This is a genomic window from Thiopseudomonas denitrificans (genome assembly GCF_002866065.1).
Lineage (GTDB): Bacteria > Pseudomonadota > Gammaproteobacteria > Pseudomonadales > Pseudomonadaceae > Thiopseudomonas > Thiopseudomonas denitrificans.
The window spans coordinates 41,791-60,493 of the sequence record NZ_LNJZ01000003.1 but is presented as its reverse complement, the minus strand read 5'-3'; the positions used below and the strand labels follow the sequence as shown (position 1 = coordinate 60,493).

Here is an 18,703-nt window from a genome sequence, read left to right as displayed (position 1 = left end):
TTGAAGGGAATTGATCAGGCTTGTGACCTGCCTACCGTAATGAACCATTGCGGATGCATCTGCGCAAAATCCTGCCTGATATTGCTTGGCAGGTAACTGGCCGGATCCAGCACAAAGGCTTCGCCCCGCACACGCTGAAATACCGTCCAGTGCCAGAATTCACGGCCATCCCGCTGATGATGCTTGATCGGCAATAAAGCCAGATCGGGCAGGGTATCCCAGGACTCAAAAGGCTTTGTTTCAGTTGCCACTTGCACACCCGCCCCGGTCAACAAGCGGCGCACATAGCCTGTATCCGACCACAGCGATTCATCCTCTGCATGGATGCCGCTGGCATTGGCGATGGCTTTCATTTCTGGATAGCTCTTGCCCAGAATGGTTGCAACAATGGCAATGCCACAGCCGGTTGCCTCTTGCTGGACAACTGGACTGAGCATAGGTATTTGATCTTTGATGATGAAACCATATGTTGGAAATTCGGGAGCACAGCCAAAAAGCCGTGCTCCCGATCTGTGCAGACGAATCCGGACTTAGAGACGGGCGCCCCTGACTCCCTCACTGATCTCGCGACACTGCGCCAGCACATCTGCAATTGCCTGTTCCGGCGTGACAGCCGCATTGATCTTGTCCACCAACGCGGAACCCACCACCACGCCATCAGCCAGGCGGGCGACGTTGGCCGCATGCTCGGCAGTGCGAATACCGAAGCCGATGCACACCGGCAGGTCGCTGTGGCGGCGCAGGCGGGCAACCGCTTCACTTACCTGGTCCAGGCTGGCGGTAGCACCACCAGTGACACCGGCCACCGAGACGTAATAGATAAAGCCGGAGCTGTCCTTGAGCACAGTCGGCAGGCGCTGGTCATCGGTGGTCGGAGTGGTCAGGCGAATGAAGTCGATGCCGCCGGCCTGCGCCGGTTCGCACAGTTCCTCGTTGTGCTCGGCGGGCACATCGACCACTATCATGCCATCCACGCCGGCCTGTTTGGCATCACGGATGAAGGCGTCCACACCGTAATGATGAATCGGGTTGTAGTAGCCCATCAGCACGATCGGCGTATGGTCGTTGCCCTCGCGGAACTCGCGCACCATTTGCAGGGTCTTGCGCAGGCTCATGCCGTTGCCCAGCGCCCGCTGGTTGGCCAGCTGGATGGCCGGGCCGTCAGCCATGGGGTCGGTGAAGGGCATGCCCATCTCGATCACGTCGGCACCGGCACCGGGCAGACCGCGCAGGATGGTCAGGGCGGTAGCGTAGTCCGGATCGCCAGCGGTCAGGAAAGTCACCAGCGCAGCGCGATTTTCTTGTTTCAGTTTGGCAAAGCAGGCCTGGATACGGCTCATGACTGCGCTCCTTTCTCACCCAGATAGTGCATGATGCTGGCCATGTCCTTGTCGCCACGGCCGGACAGGTTGACCACCATCAGGTGATCCCTGGGCAGCTGCGGTGCGCGCTTGACCGCTTCGGCCAGTGCATGGGACGACTCCAGCGCGGGGATGATGCCTTCCTGACGGCACAACAGCTGAAACGCTGCCAGTGCCTCGTCATCGCTGACAGCGGTGTACTCGACCCGCCCCACATCACGCAACCAGGAGTGTTCAGGGCCAACGCCCGGATAGTCCAGACCGGCTGAAATCGAGTGGGCATCCTTGATCTGACCGTCCTCGTCCTGCAGCAGATAAGTCTTGTTGCCATGCAGCACGCCCGGAGCACCCAGAGTCAGGCTGGCAGCATGCTTGCCGGTTTCCAGTCCCAGACCGGCGGCTTCGGCACCGACCATTTTCACCGTCGGCTCGTCGAGAAACTCGTGGAACAGGCCGATGGCGTTGGAGCCACCGCCGACACAGGCGATCAGCGAGTCGGGCAGACGACCTTCCTGCTCCTGCAGCTGGTCACGGACTTCCTTGCCAATCACTGCCTGGAAATCACGCACCATGGCAGGGAAGGGATGCGGGCCGGCCACGGTACCGATCAGGTAGAAGGTATTGTCGACGTTGGTGACCCAGTCACGCAGCGCCTCGTTCATGGCATCCTTGAGCGTGCCGGTACCGGCGGTGACCGGAATCACCTTGGCCCCCAGCAGGTTCATGCGGAACACGTTGGCCTGCTGGCGCTCGATGTCGGTGGTGCCCATGTAAACCACGCACTCAAGACCAAACCGCGCTGCCACCGTAGCCGTGGCCACGCCGTGCATGCCGGCACCGGTTTCAGCGATGATGCGTTTTTTGCCCATGCGCCGCGCCAGCAGAATCTGGCCGATGCAGTTGTTGATCTTGTGTGCGCCGGTGTGGTTCAGCTCTTCACGCTTGAGGTAGATCTTCGCGCCGCCAAGGTGTTCAGAAAGGCGTTCGGCGTAATACAGCGGGCTTGGACGGCCCACATAGTCACGCTGAAAATACGCCAGCTCGCGCAGAAACTCGGGATCAGTCTTGGCCTGTTCATAGGCCTCGCCCAGCTGCAAAATCAGCGGCATCAGGGTCTCGGCCACATAGCGGCCACCAAAAATGCCAAACAGCCCGCGCTCATCGGGAGCATCAAAATAAGTGTGCATGCCTTTCCCCTGTAGGTGCGAATTCATTCGCACAATGAAAATTGGGTGTGCGAATAAATTCGCACCTACAGCAATTCTGTGACAAAACCGGCCAAAGCAAAAGCGATTATTTTATTGCCATCTGTTATTATTTCTCACATGAATGACCTGCACAGACTACCATCCCTGAATGCACTGAAAGCCTTTGTTGCCGTTGCCGAACAGGGCAGCATCAGCATGGCTGCTCAACAGCTTCATGTCACCCACGGCGCAGTCAGTCGTCAAATCAAGCTGCTGGAAGAAGAACTGAACACCAGTTTGCTGGAAAAACAGGGGCGTGGCATAAAACTCACAGATGCCGGCCAGCAGCTATACCAGAACTGCCAGCCGGCATTCAGGACCATTGCCGAAAGCTGCCAACAGCTGCGTCAGCAACAGCAGGAAAAACCGCTGGTGCTGGCCTGTTCCGGCAGCCTGCTGGCGCGCTGGCTGATCCCGCGTCTGCCACCGCTGCAACAGGCATTGCCGGATCTGCCCCTGCAACTGGTCACCAGCGCCGATGACGAGCGCCCGCAACAACAGGCCGACCTCAGTCTGTCCTTCATGAACAATCCCGTAGCCGACGAGTTGTTGATACCGCTGGAACAGGAACGTATCGGCCCCGTACTGGCCACCGCCCTGGCGCAACAGCTTGATCTGGACTCCAACAAAGCCATACCCCAGCTGCCGCTGCTGCACACATTGTCCCGGCCACAGGCCTGGCCGGACTGGGCAAGACACAATGGCATCCCGCCGGACAGCCTGCACATGGGCCAGGGTTTTCCGCACCTGTCCTATTTGCTGGAGGCAGTACTGGCCGGGCTGGGCATCGGCATCGCCCCCGAACAGCTGATCCGCGCCGATCTGGAACAGGGCCGGCTGCTCGCCCCCTGGGGCTTTGTCAGTACCGATGCCTGGCTATGTGTACAAATTCACAACATCAGCCAGCGCCAGCGCATCGAAAAGCTGACTGGGCTGCTCGCTACCCTGTCCTGATGGAATCGGAGTCCGAAAAAATATATACTGGCATTCAAGCATCACCAGACACCCCATGGAGGATGTCATGCAGATTTCTTCAAGCCTGATGAGCGCGGGCGTGCAAACCATCAAGGCCAGCCAGCAACAACTGGCCAGCACGGCACAAACTGTTGCCAATGCAACTGTCAGCGACATGCCCATGATGAACATTGCCGATCTGACCCAGCAGCTGGTGCAGATGGATCAGGCCCAGCATCTGGCCATGGTCGGCGGCAAGATGGTCGAGGCCGCCAGCGAAAACATCGGCACCCTGATCAACACCATGAGTTAAATCTCTTTTTCCGTCCCGTCTCGAAGCCCGTGCATGTATTTAAACTGCACGGGCTTTTTAGTTTTCCCGCCAAAAGCCCGGACCCTGTATGTCATCCAGATCCTTTCCGCTTTTGCAGAAGCATTTCCTTTTCTGTCAAAACTGACTCTCCGGTCTCTTCTGCCTACCACTTTTGGCTAATCCCTGCGGATACAAAATCGCCCGGTAACGCTTGACAACACTCCCTGCTGGTCGTAACTTTCAAACGGCCGTTTGAGTGTTTTGCCCGGCGCAGGACACTTCCCCACATTGCATGAATTCAAGAGCCGCGAAACCACTTCACAGCCGAGCGGCTCCAATAATAAAAGTCATCTCCAGAGGTCTTCACCATGCCCGAATATAAAGCCCCCTTGCGCGATATCCGTTTTGTCCGTGACGAACTGCTTGGCTATGCCGAGCACTACCAAAGCCTGCCCGGTTGCGAAGAGGCCACCCCGGACATGATTGACGCCATTCTGGAAGAGGGCGCCAAGTTCTGCGAAAACGTCATTGCCCCGCTCAACCGCGTGGGTGATACCGAAGGCTGCACCTGGTCTCCCGAAGGCGTGACCACCCCGACCGGCTTCAAGGAAGCCTACGAGCAGTTTGTCGAAGGCGGCTGGCCCAGCCTGGCCCACGACGAAGCTCATGGCGGTCAGGGCCTGCCAGAATCCCTCGGCATGGCGGTCAGTGAAATGGTCGGCCAGGCCAACTGGTCCTGGGGCATGTACCCCGGCCTGTCCCACGGCGCGATGAACACCCTGAGCGCCCACGGTACCGAAGAGCAGCAACAGACCTATCTGACCAAGCTGGTATCCGGCCAGTGGACCGGCACCATGTGCCTGACCGAACCCCACTGCGGCACCGACCTTGGCATGCTGCGCACCAAGGCCGAGCCACAGGCCGACGGCAGCTACAAGGTAACCGGTACCAAGATCTTCATTTCTGCCGGCGAGCACGACATGGCGGAAAACATCGTACATATCGTACTGGGCCGCCTGCCGGATGCACCGGAAGGCACCAAGGGTATTTCCCTGTTCATCGTGCCCAAGTTCCTGCCGGACACCAGCGGCGAAGTCGGCGAGCGCAACGGCGTATCCTGTGGTTCGCTGGAGCACAAGATGGGCATCCACGGCAACTCCACCTGCGTGATGAACTTCGACAACGCCACCGGTTTCCTGATCGGCCCGCCCAACAAGGGCCTGAACTGCATGTTCACCTTCATGAACACCGCCCGCCTGGGTACCGCACTGCAGGGTCTGGCCCACGCCGAAGTCGCCTTCCAGGGCGGCATCAGCTACGCCCGCGAGCGCCTGCAAATGCGTTCTCTAACCGGCCCGAAAGCTCCGGACAAGGCCGCCGACCCGATCATCGTGCACCCTGACGTGCGCCGCATGCTGCTGACCACCAAGGCGTTCTCCGAAGGCAACCGCGCCATGCTGTACTACGCCGCCAAGCAGGTGGATATCGTGCAGCGCAGCCAGGACGAGGAAGCCCGTGTACAGGCAGACACCCTGCTGGCCTTCCTGACTCCGATTGCCAAGGCGTTCATGACCGAAACCGGCTTTGAAGCCGCCAACCATGGCGTACAGATCTACGGTGGTCACGGCTACATCTCCGAGTGGGGCATGGAGCAGAACGTGCGCGACAGCCGCATTTCCATGCTGTATGAAGGCACCACCGGCATCCAGGCGCTGGACCTGCTGGGCCGCAAGGTACTGATGACCCAGGGTGAATCGCTGAAGGCCTTCACCAAGGTGGTTCACAAGTTCTGCAAGTCCAACGAGGAGAACGAGGCCATCAAGGAATTTGTCGCACCACTGGCCGACATCAACAAGGAATGGGGCGAGCTGACCATGAAGATCGGCATGGCCGCCATGAAAGACCGCGAAGTGGTCGGTGCTGCCGCCGTGGATTACTGCATGTACTCCGGCTACGCCTGCCTGGCCTACTTCTGGGCCGACATGGCACGGGTTGCCGCCGAGCAACTGGCTTCCGGCACCAGCGAAGAGGCCTTCTACAAGGCCAAGCTGCAAACCGCACGCTTCTACTTCGCCCGTATCCTGCCGCGCACCCGTGCGCATGTTGCGGCCATGCTGTCCGGTGCCGACAACCTGATGGATATGGCGGAAGAGGATTTTACACTGGGCTATTGATGCCGGTTTGCTAGTGCTGGCAGTTGGTACAAAGCTACGCAAAGACGCCGCAAGTACATCCTTGTAGGCTCCCGGCCGCCATCCTTGGCGGCCAAGGCTTTGCTCCACTTTATACCAACTGCTTCAAATTCCGTGCAATCCGCCAGATCCGCCCGTGTGGGGAGAGGGAGGCGAGAGACAACCTCCGTGCATCCGTCACACCTTGGCTTTTGCACAGGCTTACCGCAAAAACTCGCAGGCAACACAAATGTTTCAGGCAGGCGGATGATGGTGGAGTAAAGCGTGGGCGGCATGGATGCCGCCCGGGAGCCTACAGGGACGTACTTGCAACGTCTTTACGTAATCATCATCCGCCTGCTGCCACACAGTTCTGAACAAATATTATAAAGGGAACCAGCCAATGGCCGACTATAAAGCCCCGCTACGCGACATGAATTTTGTCCTCAATGAAGTCTTCCAGGCGCCGCTGCTGTGGGCCAGCTTGCCGGCTCTGGCCGAAACCGTTGATCCGGATACTGCTAGCGCCATTCTGGAAGAGGCCGCCAAGGTCAACGCCGGCATCATCGCTCCGCTTAACCGCGAGGCCGATGAGCAGGGCGCTCAATGGAGCAACGGCGAAGTGAAAACCGCCGACGGCTTCATCGAGGCCTGGCAGACCTATGCCGAAGGCGGCTGGGTCGGTGTCGGCGGTGCTCCGGAATATGACGGCATGGGCATGCCCAAGATGCTCACTGCCCAGCTGGAAGAAATGGTCAACGCGGCCAACGTCTCTTTTGGCCTGTTCCCGATGCTGACCGCAGGTGCCTGCCTGTCGCTGCATGCCCACGCCAGTGAAGAACTGAAGCAAAAATACCTGCCCAACATGTACAGCGGCCAGTGGGCCGGCTCCATGTGTCTAACCGAGCCGCATGCCGGCACCGATCTGGGCATCATCCGCACCAAGGCCGAGCCACAGGATGACGGCAGCTTCCGCATCACCGGAACCAAGATTTTCATCACCGGCGGCGAACACGACCTGACCGAAAACATCATTCACCTGGTACTGGCCAAGCTGCCCGACGCACCCGCCGGTGCGCGCGGCATCTCGCTGTTCCTGGTGCCCAAGTTCATGGTCAACGAAGACGGCAGCCTCGGTGAGCGCAATGCCGTGTCCTGCGGCTCCATCGAGCACAAGATGGGCATCAAGGCATCACCCACCTGCGTGATGAACTTCGACAACGCCATCGGCTACATCGTCGACGAACCCAACAAGGGTCTGGCCGCCATGTTCACCATGATGAACTACGAACGTCTCGGTGTCGGCATCCAGGGCCTGGGTGTGGCCGAACGCTCCTACCAGAGCGCCATCGAATACGCCCGCGAGCGCCTGCAAAGCCGTGCCCCGACCGGTGCACAGCAGCCCGACAAGGCCGCCGACCCGATCATCGTGCATCGCGTGATGAACTTCGACAACGCCATCGGCTACATCGTCGACGAACCCAACAAGGGTCTGGCCGCCATGTTCACCATGATGAACTACGAACGTCTCGGTGTCGGCATCCAGGGCCTGGGTGTGGCCGAACGCTCCTACCAGAGCGCCATCGAATACGCCCGCGAGCGCCTGCAAAGCCGTGTCCCGACCGGTGCACAGCAGCCCGACAAGGCCGCCGACCCGATCATCGTGCATCCTGACGTGCGTCGCATGCTGCTGACCATGAAAGCGATGAACGAAGGCGGCCGTGCGTTTTCCACCTATGTCGCCAAGCAGCTGGACCTGGCCAAGTTTTCCGACGATACCGCTGTCCAGCAACAAGCCGGTGAACTGGTTGCCCTGCTGACCCCGGTCGCCAAGGCCTTCATGACCGACGTGGCGCTGGAAACCACCCTGCATGGCCAGATGGTATTTGGCGGCCATGGTTACATTCGTGAGTGGGGCCAGGAGCAACTGGTGCGCGACTGCCGCATTACCCAGATTTACGAAGGCACCAACGGCATCCAGTCACTGGACCTGGCCGGCCGCAAGCTGGTGGCCAATGGTGGCGCGTTCTACCAGCACTTCAGCAAGGAAGTGCACGACTTCATCGCTGCCAACCAGCAGTTGCAGGATTTCACCGCACCACTGCAAAAAGCCATCGAAAATCTTGATGAGTTGTCCGCCTGGCTGGTAGAGCAGGGCAAGGCCAACCCCAACGAAATTGGCGCAGCCTCCGTGGAATACCTGCATGTATTCGGTTACACCGCCTATGCCTACATGTGGGCACTGATGGCCAAAGCCGCACAGGGCAGGGAAGGCGAAGAGGACTTCTACGCCAGCAAGATGGGCACCGCACGCTTCTACTTCGCCCGCCTGCTGCCACGCATCCACTCCCTGACTGCTTCGGTCAAGGCCGGTAGCGAATCCCTCTATCTGCTGGACGAGAAACTGTTCTAATACCAACCCACCTGTTTGTGCGAATTTATTCACACAAACACCTGTCACATGCCCGGCCATGCCGGGCATTGTTCAAATGAATTCAAACCCACAAACGCCCCGTAGGTGCGAATTTATTCGCACAAACACCCCCACCTCCCCGGCCACGCCGAACATCGTTCAAATGGATTCGAACCAACAAACGCCCGTAGGTGCGAATTTATTCGCACAAACACCCCCACCTCCCCGGCCACGCCGAACATCGTTCAAATGGATTCGAACCAACAAACGCCCGTAGGTGCGAATTTATTCGCACAAACACCCCCACCTCCCCGGCCACGCCGAACATCGTTCAAATGGATTCGAACCTACAAACGCCCCTAGGTGCGAATTTATTCGCACAAACAGCCCCGCATCCCCGGCCACGCCGAACATCGTTCAAATGGATTCGAACCTACAAACGCCCCTAGGTGCGAATTTATTCGCACAAACAGCCCCGCATCCCCGGGCACGCCGAACATCGTTCAAATGGATTCGAACCTACAAACGCCCCTAGGTGCGAATTTATTCGCACAAACAGCCCCGCATCCCCGGGCACGCCGAACATCGTTCAAATGGATTCGAACCTACAAACGCCCCTAGGTGCGAATTTATTCGCACAAACAGCCCCGCATCCCCGGGCACGCCGAACATCGTTCAAATGGATTCGAACCTACAAACGCCCCTAGGTGCGAATTTATTCGCACAAACAGCCCCGCATCCCCGGGCACGCCGAACATCGTTCAAATGGATTCGAACCTACAAACGCCCGTAGGTGCGAATTTATTCGCACAAACAGCCCCACATCCCCGGCCACGCCGAACATCGTTCAAATGGATTCGAACCTGCGCCAACATCAAAACACGCAATGAACAGCGACCGAAAGCAAAAAACATTGCCATCGTCTATACTGTCCTCTTTCAAAATCCGGTGATGCCACGTTACACATGCAAACCGGTCAACTTGCTTAATGGATGGTGGATAACTCTATGACTGCCCTGAAAAACGATCGTTTTCTTCGCGCCCTGCTCAAGCAGCCGGTTGATGTCACGCCCATCTGGATGATGCGCCAGGCTGGTCGTTATCTGCCCGAATACCGTGCGACCCGTGCCAAGGCCGGTGGCTTCATGGATCTGTGCATGAACCAGGAACTGGCCTGCGAAGTAACCCTGCAGCCACTGGAGCGTTACCCGCTAGACGCCGCCATCCTGTTCTCCGACATCCTGACCATTCCCGATGCCATGGGCCTGGGCCTGTATTTCGAAACCGGTGAAGGTCCGCGTTTCAAGAAGATCGTCGATACCCCGGAAGCCATTGATGCCCTGCCAATTCCCGATCCTGAACAGGATCTGGGCTACGTCATGGATGCGGTCAAGACCATCCGCCGCGAACTCAATGGCCGCGTGCCGCTGATCGGCTTTTCCGGCAGCCCCTGGACCCTGGCCACCTACATGGTTGAAGGCGGTTCCTCCAAGGACTTCCGCAAGAGCAAGGCCTTCATGTATGACCAGCCGGAAGCCATGCACCGCCTGCTCGACAAGCTGGCCCAGTCGGTTACCAGCTACCTGAACCAGCAGATCCTGTCCGGTGCCCAGGCAGTACAGATCTTCGATAGCTGGGGCGGCAGCCTGTCATCCGCGGCCTACCTCGAGTTCTCGCTGGCCTACATGAAAAAAATCGTCGACGGCCTGATCCGCGAGCACGAAGGTCGCCAGGTGCCGGTGATCCTGTTCACCAAGGGCGGTGGCCTGTGGCTCGAGTCCATGGCCGAAACCGGCGTCGAAGCGCTGGGGCTGGACTGGACCTGCGACATCGGCAGCGCCCGCGCCCGTGTCGGCGACAAGGTCGCCCTGCAAGGCAACATGGACCCGTCCGCGCTGTACGCCAGCCCGGCCGCCATCCGCAAGGAAGTCGAGCGCATCCTGGCCAGCTACGGCCATGGCTCCGGTCACGTGTTCAACCTCGGCCACGGCATCACACCCGAGGTCAAGCCGGAAAACGCCGGTGCTTTCATTGATGCGGTGCACGAGCTGTCGGCCAAGTACCACCAATAGCAGAACTGTACCTTTCAAGCACGAAAAAGCCCGGAATTTCCGGGCTTTTTCGTACATGCATGCGGTCATCAACGAACCTTGGCAAAATCTCCTTTCAAGGCCACACCCGCCATGATGGCACCAGCATGACACTCGTATTTGTCGCGGCTCTTGTACTCTTTGTGCTGATAGTTGCTGACCAGATTGACCACTGCATTGGCACCCTGACGCTTGGCCGCTTCCTGCAAATGGATCAGGGCTGACTGCAACACCCAGCTGCACGCGTTTTCGTCGGACTTGCCAAAGGCATTGGTTTTCTTGCTGGTAGTCAGGTTGCGGCTGACGATATTGGCACCAGCCGGCGCATGACCAAGATAGAACTTCACGCTGCCATCCAGACGGCCGGCATTGGTGGCTTCCTGGATCACTTCCTGAAAATCGAGGTAGTGAGTGGTATCACGCGCCTGTACAACCGTCGGCACACAAGCCATGGCAGTGGCGAAGGCCAGCACTTTATGCAATTTTTTCACGTGTGTATCTCCATGTGAGCAGTCAAATAACGCAATACAGGATAAGTGACCCGGCCGGGGAAATAAACAGCCTGGTCAGCAAAAAACGTTCTGATGTGCAGCTATCCACAATTCGGTCAAAAGCCGTAATGGCTACCAGAGAAAGGGCAGAAACCGTTTGCTGCGCTGCATGTAGTCGCCATAGTCAGTGCCAAAGTACACAAGGCATTCCTTCTCGTCCTGGCGGGCGGTGATGTAGAGGCACAGGCTGACAAAAACCGCCAGCGCCAGCGTCATTCCGGTCAGGTCCTTGACCGCCGCGCCCCACGCCAGCAACATCAGCGACAGGTACATCGGATGGCGAATCCACGCATAGATGCCGCTATCAACCAGCCGGGTGGTTTGTTCAAAATCATACAGGCTGCCATCGTTGCGGCTGCCGGCAACCGGACGGCCACGGCTTTTCAGCTGGAACAACCCGGTCACCACCACCGCAATGGAAGTCATCAACAGGCACCAGGACACCAGTTGGCGGGCGGAGTAACGTTCCTCAAACCAGACATCCCCATTGAGTACCAGCAGGGCCAGAATACCCACCCACGCCAGAAAACGCGGAAAACCATGACTGCCCGGTCGTCGCATGCTGCGCCAGGACAATGCCAGCAACAACAAAGAACCGGCACAAAAAAGCGCCCAGGCCACGCGGATATCCATCAGTTCAATTCTCCGCTCTGTAAAACACTCTATAATCGCCCGAAACTTGCCCGGGTATCCTTTGCTCCATGACTCATGCCGACCTGCAACAGCTTCTGCCACACCGCAACTCCGCGCTCTGGCTGCACAGCATTGGCGACCACGATGAAAACTCGATCCGTGGTTGCTGCCGTGCCGACTGCCTGCAGCAGCTGCACGAACCGGCCCCCCTGATGCTGTTCGAGGCGGCGGCCCAGCTATGCGCTGCACACGGCGCATTATACGCAGGCAATACCGCAATTAAAGCAGCGCATATTGGCAAGGTATCCGGCGTGCGCCTGCATGCTCCGCTACAGCCCGGTACGGAGCTGCTGCAACTGCAGGCCACGCGGCTGGGCCATTCGCCGCACAGCGCGCTCTACAGCTTCGATATCCGCCAGCAGCAACAACCGCTGCTCGACGGCCAGCTGCTGGTGGTACTCAGCCATGCTTGATCTGCAACAACTGGGCTACCGTTATCCTGGCAGTCCGGCACCGGCGCTGCAGGACATCAGCCTGCACATACAGCCCGGCGAATGCATCGGCCTGCTGGGCAGCAACGGTGCCGGCAAGACCACCCTGCTGTCACTGATCGCAGGGCTGATCCAGCCACAGCAGGGCAGCCTGCGCTGGCAGGGGCACAACGCCATTGGCCTGGTGCCGCAATCACTGGCCTTTCACGCCCGCCTGCGGGTCAGTGAAAACCTGCAACTGTTTGCCGACCTGTACCGGCTGCGCGGCAGCGAGCGCCAGCACCAGCTGGAGCAGGCCATAGACGCTGCCCAGCTGGAGTCACTGCTCAAACGCACCGCCGCACAGCTGTCCGGCGGCCAGCAACGACGTCTCAACTTTGCCCTCGGCCTGCTGCAACCGGCACAGCTGTACCTGCTCGACGAAGCCACCGTCGGCGTGGACAGCGCCAACCGCCAGCGCATGCTGCAGGCAGTGCGCAGTCTGGCCGACAATGGCAAGGCGGTAATCTACACCAGCCACTACCTGCCTGAAATCGAACAACTGGCCGATCGTGTGCTGCTGCTGTCCGAAGGCCGTCTGCTGCTGGACCAAAGGCTGCAAGAACAGCCCGCACAACAATTTAGCGCCCGCTGGGCCGATACCATCCCTCAGGCCCTGGTGCAACTGTGCCACGACCGGCACTGGTCCTGCAGCCAGCAGGGCAATCAACTGAAACTGGAACTGTCCGATCCGCAACAGCTACAGGAACTGCTACAGCTGCTCGCCAGCCAGCCTGCACCGGTGCAGCTGGACTACGGCCCGGCCAGTCTGGAACAACTCTACCTGCACAGTAGCGGAGGCCAGCTATGAGGCTGTCGGCACTGGTCCTCACCGAATGGCGGCTGGCCTGGCGCGATGCCCATGCCATCGGCGTGCTGTTTGTCATGCCTGCGCTGTTTCTGCTGATCATGGCTTTTGCCATGTCCGGCATCCTGCGTACCGACCTGCCGCCACCTGCCCTGCAGGTAGAAGTGCCACAGGACAGCGCCGACAGCCGGTTTTTTCTTGCCGCACTCGCAGGCCAGCTATCCGGCAGTTCACTGCAAAACGCCCGTACCCCTGATGTCCGTATTGTACTGGCCGCCGACTTCTCCGAACGCCTGCTCGACAGCCCGCACACCGGACCGGAACTGGCCTTTGCCGCCGCCAGCGACAGCCTGCAACGCACCCACATCCGCACCGCCGTCACCCTGGCGCTGGCGCAAACACGCATGGCCGCTTTTCTGATCGACAGCGAGCTGCTGGACGACAGCCTGCCACTGGAACAGCAGCTGCAACAAGTACAGCAGCAAACCGAAAGCCGCCTGCCCGAATACCAGATCCTCAGCAGCGGCTCGCTGGCCGCCAGCGCCAATGCCGGCCAGCTCAGCGTGCCGGCCTGGCTGATTTTCGGCATGTTCTTCATCGTGCTGCCCATGTCCAGCCGCCTGCAGCAGGAGTTCCAGTCCGGCGTGCTGCTGCGCATGCGGGTCATGCGTATCCCGCCCGTGCTGCTACTGGCCGGCAAACTGCTGCCCTACGCCCTGATCAACCTGCTGCAGTTTGTCTGCCTGCTGGCGCTGGGCCTGTTTGCATTACCCTGGCTGGGCTTGCCGGCCCTTGAACTGCACGGCACCCCGGCGGCCTACCTGCTGCTGGCCCTGAGCATCACCCTGGCCAGCTGTAGCTTCGGCCTGCTGGTATCGGCGCTGGCCCGCAACAGCGAACAGGCGCTACTACTCAGTGCCGGCAGCAACCTGATTCTGGCGGCCATTGGCGGCATCATGGTGCCCAAAAGCATGATGCCGCCTGCCATGCAGCAACTGGCCAGTCTGTCACCCATGAGCTGGTCGCTGGACGCTTTCCTCACCCTGTTGGTCGGGCAGGGCAACAGCACTGACATCCTGCCCGGTTGCCTGGCCCTGCTACTGTTTGCCGCCGCCTGCGCCCTGACCGGTACGCTCCTTTTACATCACAGGTTAAAAAACACCCTATGGACGACACACAACTGAAACAGCAGATCAAGCAGCTGATCATCAACGAATGCGACAAGGAAGACGATTTCGACTGGCAGGACGTGCAGGACGCCGAGCCGCTGTTTGGCGGCGACAGCCGCATCGGCATGGACAGTCTGGATGCCCTGCAGGTCTCGCTGGCACTGCAGCAACGCTACGGCGTGCGTATCGAAGGTGCCAAGGACGGCCGCCGCATTCTGGCCAGCGTTGACAGCATCGCCGCCTACATCCGCCAGCACCCATGAGCGTCTGGCTACACCACCCGCAACTGCACAGCTGTCTGGGCGAGGATCTGGCCAGCGCCGCACAGCGGGTGATTGCCGGCCAGTTGCCACAGCCGGATACCTTTACCGTGCATGAGCGCGACCAGCGGCTGCCTTGCCTGAGCGCCCGCCCGCAACTGACGCTGGAGCAGCGGCTACACGCCATGCTCGAGCCCATCCGCCAGGCAACCGGCAGCCTAGCCGGTCACCTGTTGATCGTAGCCAGTTCCGGCCTGGACATCACCGGTTTTGAACAGCTGACCTGCGAGCGCGGCCACTTCAAGGCGGAATACTCAACGCCGCTGCATAGCATCGCCAGCGCCCTGCAGCACGACTACGGCTTTGCTGCCAGTTTGACCCTGAACACCGCCTGCAGCAGCGCCGCCAACGCGCTGATCTACGGCGCACGGCTGCTGCCGCAGTACCAGGGTGTGGTGGTGCTGGCCTTTGAACCGGCCAGCCAGCTGATTCAACAGGGCTTTGCCGCCCTGGAGCTGACCAATGAAAGTGGCCGTTATCAGCCTTTTCACCCAGAGCGCGACGGACTCATTCTGGGCGATGCCAGTGCTGCCGTGCTGCTCAGCAACCGGCAGGGCAACAGCCACTGCCGCCTGCTCGGCGGCTACAGCGCCTGCGACACCAGCAGCGTCACCGGCACCCGCGAAGACGGCAGCCATATCCTGCACGTCAGCCGGCAGGCACTGGCCAATGCCGGACTTACAAGCGGCGACATCGAGCTGATCAAACTGCATGGCACCGCCACCCGTGCCAATGACGATGCCGAAGCGGCCGGCAGCCAACACTGGCTGCAACAGCCCGGCCCGCCCGCCCTGTGCGTCCTGAAACCCTGGCTGGGACACAACCTCGGAGCTTGCGGACTGACCGAAACCCTGTTGCTCAACGCCTGCCTGGAGCAGGGACAGTTACCCGTCCATACCACCGACAACCGCCAGTTACTGCTGCCACTGGCCACCCGGCGTCGCTGGACACCGGCACGCACCCGCATTCTGGCCAACTTCTTCGGCTTTGGCGGCAACAACGCCTGCCTGGTTCTGGAAAGCCACGCCCGCAAGGAACAGCCATGAAGATACTGGCACACCACCAGCTGGAGATTCCGGCCAGCCAGGACAACAAAAGCCTCAAGCAACAGCTGGCACAGCATCTGCACCGCCTGCCGCGCCGCGTGGACCGTCTGACCTGGCAATGCCTGCTCGCTGCCGCTCCGCTCAAGCCACAGCTGCAGACCCGCTGCGGAATCTATCTGGCCAGCCACTATCCATCACGCGACACCATGGGCAGCCTGCTCAACAGCGTATGCATCAGCCAGCTACAGCCCAAGCCCTTTGAATTCGTCAACAGCGTCAGCAACGCCGCCGGCTTTTATCTGGCCCAGCTGCTGGAGCTCGAAGGCCCCAACCTGTGCCTCGGCTCCCATGCGCACATCTGGCCGCAGCTGCTGCAACTGGCGCACAGCGATCTCGCCGCCGGGCTCATCCGTCAGGCACTGCTGATCAATTGTCAGGAAGACCCCGCCGGCAATGCCACGCTGGAGGTATTGCTGGTAACGGGAGGGGCGGGGTGCAGGATACTGGACTGGACAAACTTGCAGCCCGGCCAGCCGGCCTAGTCCTTCAGCCACCCCTTCAACCCCGCTACCAGCTGCTGCTCGCTGTCAGCAATCTGCAACAGGCTGTCACTGAGCTGTGACAAGGGCGGCGGGTTCTGTTTGCTGCGGCCATGTTGTACGCACAGCGAGGCAAACTGTCGCCACTGATCGCCGGTGGCAGTAAGCCGGGTGGACAGTTCACACAGACGTTCATCGCCGATCAGGCGGCCGGCCTCTTGCAGGAAGCTGGCATACATGAAGCGGAAGCCGGCACCGCCGGTGCCGATTTCTTCCTGCATGCGCACGATATGGGTGAGGTACAGGCGGTTGTATTTGTGCCCCTGTGCATCCAGCTTGCCGATCTTGCCGGCCAAATGACGGATGCCGCGCACGCCAATCCAGGGCAGCGGCAGGCCGTCGAGAATACGGGTGGTACCCAGAATGCTTTTGCGTACCAGCGCCGGCCAGTCCTGTTCCTGTGGCACATCGTCCAGCCAGTACAGCAGCCCTTTAGGTGCCAGCGCCCCTTTGGCAAAGCGCGCGCGCTGCAAGTCGTCAGCCGCGCAGCGTACCGGCTGTTCAAACACCGGATCGCTGAGCAGGTACTCGTCGCCCTCGCGGCCATAGGCCAACAGGTTGTGGGCATTGAAGTGAAAACGCATTTCCGGCGGAAAGTAGGGCAGCCAGAACACCGAGCTTTGCATGCCGACCAGCCGGCCTTCATCCAGCGCGCGGTCTAGCGCGGCACGGCCCTGCGCTTCATTGCCGAAGGTCTGCACATGCAGGCGACACCCCAGGCGCTTGCTCAGGGTCTTGATGATGTGTTTGGGCGGCATGCGGTAGGCGATCAGCGGCATGCCGCCCAGCTTGACCAGCGGCAGGTAGGCAAAGGCCAGTCCCGAGGCCAGGCCAAAGGCCATCGGCTCGCTCATGGGCAAGCCGGCATGGGTCAGCAGGCTGGACATCACGCCGGTTTCGCAGTGGGCGCTTTGCTGGTGATTAAAGGTCATCCCGATACCCCTGTTGGCAGGCGGTGAGCTGCTCCAGCGGCAACGAAAACGCCTGCGCATAGCGGAGCAGGATTTTCTGTGGCAGCGCGGCAAATACAGCGGGCCGGAAATGTCGGCGGATGCGCCAGCGCCACAGGCCGGTGCACTGTGCCAGTGCCAGCTCGTCCATGCGGTAGCGATACATCAGGTATGGCAACACGGACGTGGCTCCGGCCTGCCAGTCGGCGCGAGCCTGTTGCGCCTGTTGTTCCAGCTCCTGCAGGGCCAAATCAGTGGCGTAGTTTTCCGCTTCCCAGCCGGCGCTTTGCGCTTCGTGGTATTCGCCCTTATCGTCCACCGCATACAGCAGTTTCTGGTGGCCGCCGTATTTGGAACCGTCGGCGTCCTGGGGTACTTCGTCGAGTTTCATGGCGCTACCACGGTCAGGTGCATGAAGGCGCTGGAGAAGCGGCCACTTTCCGGCACATAGCACAACAAGGTTTCACCGGCCTTGAGCCGGCCCGAATGGAACAGCTCGTCCAGAATGATAAAGATCGAGGCCGAGCCGGTGTTGCCCTTGGTGGTCAGGTTGGTGAACCAGCGTTCCTGCGGGATATCCAGCCCCACTTCGCGCAGGCCGTCGCTCAGGCGGTCGCGGAAAAACTCGGACGAATAGTGCGGCAGGAAGTGGTCGATGGCAGCGGCCTGAAGCGGGCGTTTGGCCAGAATGCGCTTGAGCGCCTCGACCACGGTGTATTTGACAATGTTGTCGTTGAGCAGCTTGACGTCCTGCTTGACCGCCAGCACCGAACGGGCATCGCGCTCGGCTGGTGTGAAGCGACTCCAGCCGGTCAGGGTGTCGCCTTCATAATCGGCACCGGCATACATGCAGGCCGGCAAGCGATCGGCAAACGATAGAATATCCAGCCAGTCGATGCGCAGGCTGATGCCGTCGCTGTTGGGACTGGCCGACAGGCGTACTGCGCCGGCACCGTCGGACAGCATCCAGCGCAGAAAGTCTTTTTCAAAGGCCAGCTCCGGCTGCTTGCCCAGCGCTTCGGCCCGCTGCTCGCATTCATTGGTGAAGTTCCCGGCGCGCATCAGATTGGAGGCGACTTCCGAGCCGCAGGCGACCGCATCATTGCTCTGTCCTGTTGCGACACTCATCCAGGCATATTTCAGGGCGGTCATGCCGCACAGGCAGATCCCGGATGTCGAAACCACTTCGCAGGGCGGATTACCCAGTTCGCCATGCACCATGACCGCGTGATTGGGCATCACCTGGTCCGGCTGTGAGCTGCTGGCCACCAGGCAGTCGATGCCGGACAGCGGTGCCGCCGCATCGCACAGGCCACGGATGGCCCGGGCACTGAGCTGGGCGTTGCTGTAGGTCGGTTCGAGGGTGGCCGGGTCAATGGCGTAGTGGCGGCTGCGAATGCCATTGCTGCGCAGCACCAGCTTGCGTGCCCGCGACGGTCGTGCACCGACCTGGCCCAGTCGCTGCTCCATCTGGTCGTTGCTGACCGGTTCGTGGGGCAGGCAGGCACTGATTCTGTTGATGTAAACGGGCTGTATCACGGCAAATCC

19 protein-coding genes are annotated in these 18,703 nt (G+C 60.2%); 11 read left to right on the top strand and 8 right to left on the bottom strand.

All coding sequences use genetic code 11. The features are described 5' to 3' along the window. Positions 1-14: 14 nt before the first annotated feature. The 3 genes from AR306_RS01655 to trpB form a co-directional block, all read right to left on the bottom strand. Positions 15-437 (bottom strand): hypothetical protein, encoded by a 423-nt coding sequence (locus AR306_RS01655; RefSeq protein WP_101495821.1) that lies wholly within the window; start codon positions 435-437, stop codon positions 15-17. A gap of 93 nt (positions 438-530) precedes the next feature. Further along, positions 531-1,340 (bottom strand): tryptophan synthase subunit alpha, encoded by an 810-nt coding sequence (gene trpA, locus AR306_RS01650; RefSeq protein WP_101495820.1) that lies wholly within the window; start codon positions 1,338-1,340, stop codon positions 531-533. Beyond that, complete coding sequence (gene trpB / locus AR306_RS01645) at positions 1,337-2,548, bottom strand: tryptophan synthase subunit beta (RefSeq protein ID WP_101495819.1); 1,212 nt, start codon at positions 2,546-2,548, stop codon at positions 1,337-1,339. Before trpB ends, trpA begins: the two co-directional genes overlap by 4 nt. Positions 2,549-2,686: 138 nt before the next feature. Here trpB and AR306_RS01640 point away from each other — a divergent pair, with 138 nt between their 5' ends. The 5 genes from AR306_RS01640 (at position 2,687) to hemE (ending at position 10,531) form a co-directional block, all read left to right on the top strand. Next, positions 2,687-3,562, top strand: coding sequence for a LysR family transcriptional regulator (locus AR306_RS01640; RefSeq protein WP_240622450.1), 876 nt, complete (start codon positions 2,687-2,689; stop codon positions 3,560-3,562). A gap of 67 nt (positions 3,563-3,629) precedes the next feature. After that, positions 3,630-3,875 (top strand): hypothetical protein, encoded by a 246-nt coding sequence (locus AR306_RS01635; protein WP_101495818.1) that lies wholly within the window; start codon positions 3,630-3,632, stop codon positions 3,873-3,875. A gap of 368 nt (positions 3,876-4,243) precedes the next feature. Then, on the top strand, positions 4,244-6,049 hold the full coding sequence (locus AR306_RS01630; RefSeq protein WP_101495817.1) for a phenylacyl-CoA dehydrogenase: 1,806 nt from the start codon (positions 4,244-4,246) through the stop codon (positions 6,047-6,049). A 400-nt stretch (positions 6,050-6,449) separates the two neighbouring features. Then, positions 6,450-8,459, top strand: a complete 2,010-nt coding sequence (locus AR306_RS13490; protein WP_240622449.1) for an acyl-CoA dehydrogenase C-terminal domain-containing protein — start codon at positions 6,450-6,452, stop codon at positions 8,457-8,459. Between the two features lie 1,007 nt (positions 8,460-9,466). Continuing rightward, positions 9,467-10,531 carry a uroporphyrinogen decarboxylase gene (gene hemE, locus AR306_RS01615; RefSeq protein WP_101495816.1) on the top strand — a complete coding sequence of 355 codons (1,065 nt, stop codon included), beginning with the start codon at positions 9,467-9,469 and terminating at the stop codon, positions 10,529-10,531. Positions 10,532-10,599: 68 nt separating this feature from the next. On the opposite strand, the gene AR306_RS01610 is transcribed toward hemE, so the two are convergent. Beyond that, positions 10,600-11,001, bottom strand: a complete 402-nt coding sequence (locus AR306_RS01610) for an excinuclease (protein ID WP_101496092.1) — start codon at positions 10,999-11,001, stop codon at positions 10,600-10,602. Positions 11,002-11,172: 171 nt separating this feature from the next. Beyond that, positions 11,173-11,733 carry a methyltransferase family protein gene (locus tag AR306_RS01605; protein ID WP_101495815.1) on the bottom strand — a complete coding sequence of 187 codons (561 nt, stop codon included), beginning with the start codon at positions 11,731-11,733 and terminating at the stop codon, positions 11,173-11,175. Positions 11,734-11,801: 68 nt separating this feature from the next. Here AR306_RS01605 and AR306_RS01600 point away from each other — a divergent pair, with 68 nt between their 5' ends. From AR306_RS01600 to AR306_RS01575, 6 genes are read left to right on the top strand one after another with little or no spacing between them, the layout of a single operon-like run. After that, positions 11,802-12,206, top strand: a complete 405-nt coding sequence (locus AR306_RS01600; RefSeq protein WP_101495814.1) for a hotdog family protein — start codon at positions 11,802-11,804, stop codon at positions 12,204-12,206. After that, entirely contained in the window at positions 12,199-13,074 is an 876-nt protein-coding gene (locus tag AR306_RS01595) for an ABC transporter ATP-binding protein (RefSeq protein WP_101495813.1), read from the top strand. Before AR306_RS01600 ends, AR306_RS01595 begins: the two co-directional genes overlap by 8 nt. Continuing rightward, positions 13,071-14,255: an ABC transporter permease gene (locus tag AR306_RS01590; protein ID WP_101495812.1), complete on the top strand. Its 1,185-nt coding sequence runs from the start codon at positions 13,071-13,073 to the stop codon at positions 14,253-14,255. Before AR306_RS01595 ends, AR306_RS01590 begins: the two co-directional genes overlap by 4 nt. Then, positions 14,237-14,503, top strand: coding sequence for a phosphopantetheine-binding protein (locus AR306_RS01585; protein ID WP_101495811.1), 267 nt, complete (start codon positions 14,237-14,239; stop codon positions 14,501-14,503). Before AR306_RS01590 ends, AR306_RS01585 begins: the two co-directional genes overlap by 19 nt. Beyond that, complete coding sequence (locus tag AR306_RS01580) at positions 14,500-15,606, top strand: beta-ketoacyl synthase N-terminal-like domain-containing protein (RefSeq protein WP_101495810.1); 1,107 nt, start codon at positions 14,500-14,502, stop codon at positions 15,604-15,606. Before AR306_RS01585 ends, AR306_RS01580 begins: the two co-directional genes overlap by 4 nt. Beyond that, entirely contained in the window at positions 15,603-16,148 is a 546-nt protein-coding gene (locus tag AR306_RS01575; RefSeq protein ID WP_101495809.1) for a hypothetical protein, read from the top strand. Before AR306_RS01580 ends, AR306_RS01575 begins: the two co-directional genes overlap by 4 nt. Here the strand turns inward: AR306_RS01575 and AR306_RS01570 are convergent. The 3 genes from AR306_RS01570 to AR306_RS01560 are packed head-to-tail and all read right to left on the bottom strand — an operon-like array spanning position 16,145 to position 18,694. Next, on the bottom strand, positions 16,145-17,137 hold the full coding sequence (locus AR306_RS01570) for a BtrH N-terminal domain-containing protein (RefSeq protein ID WP_101495808.1): 993 nt from the start codon (positions 17,135-17,137) through the stop codon (positions 16,145-16,147). The genes AR306_RS01575 and AR306_RS01570 overlap by 4 nt on opposite strands. After that, complete coding sequence (locus tag AR306_RS01565; protein WP_101495807.1) at positions 17,127-17,546, bottom strand: hypothetical protein; 420 nt, start codon at positions 17,544-17,546, stop codon at positions 17,127-17,129. Before AR306_RS01565 ends, AR306_RS01570 begins: the two co-directional genes overlap by 11 nt. Continuing rightward, entirely contained in the window at positions 17,543-18,694 is a 1,152-nt protein-coding gene (locus AR306_RS01560) for a beta-ketoacyl-ACP synthase III (protein WP_101495806.1), read from the bottom strand. Before AR306_RS01560 ends, AR306_RS01565 begins: the two co-directional genes overlap by 4 nt. Positions 18,695-18,703 lie beyond the last annotated feature (9 nt).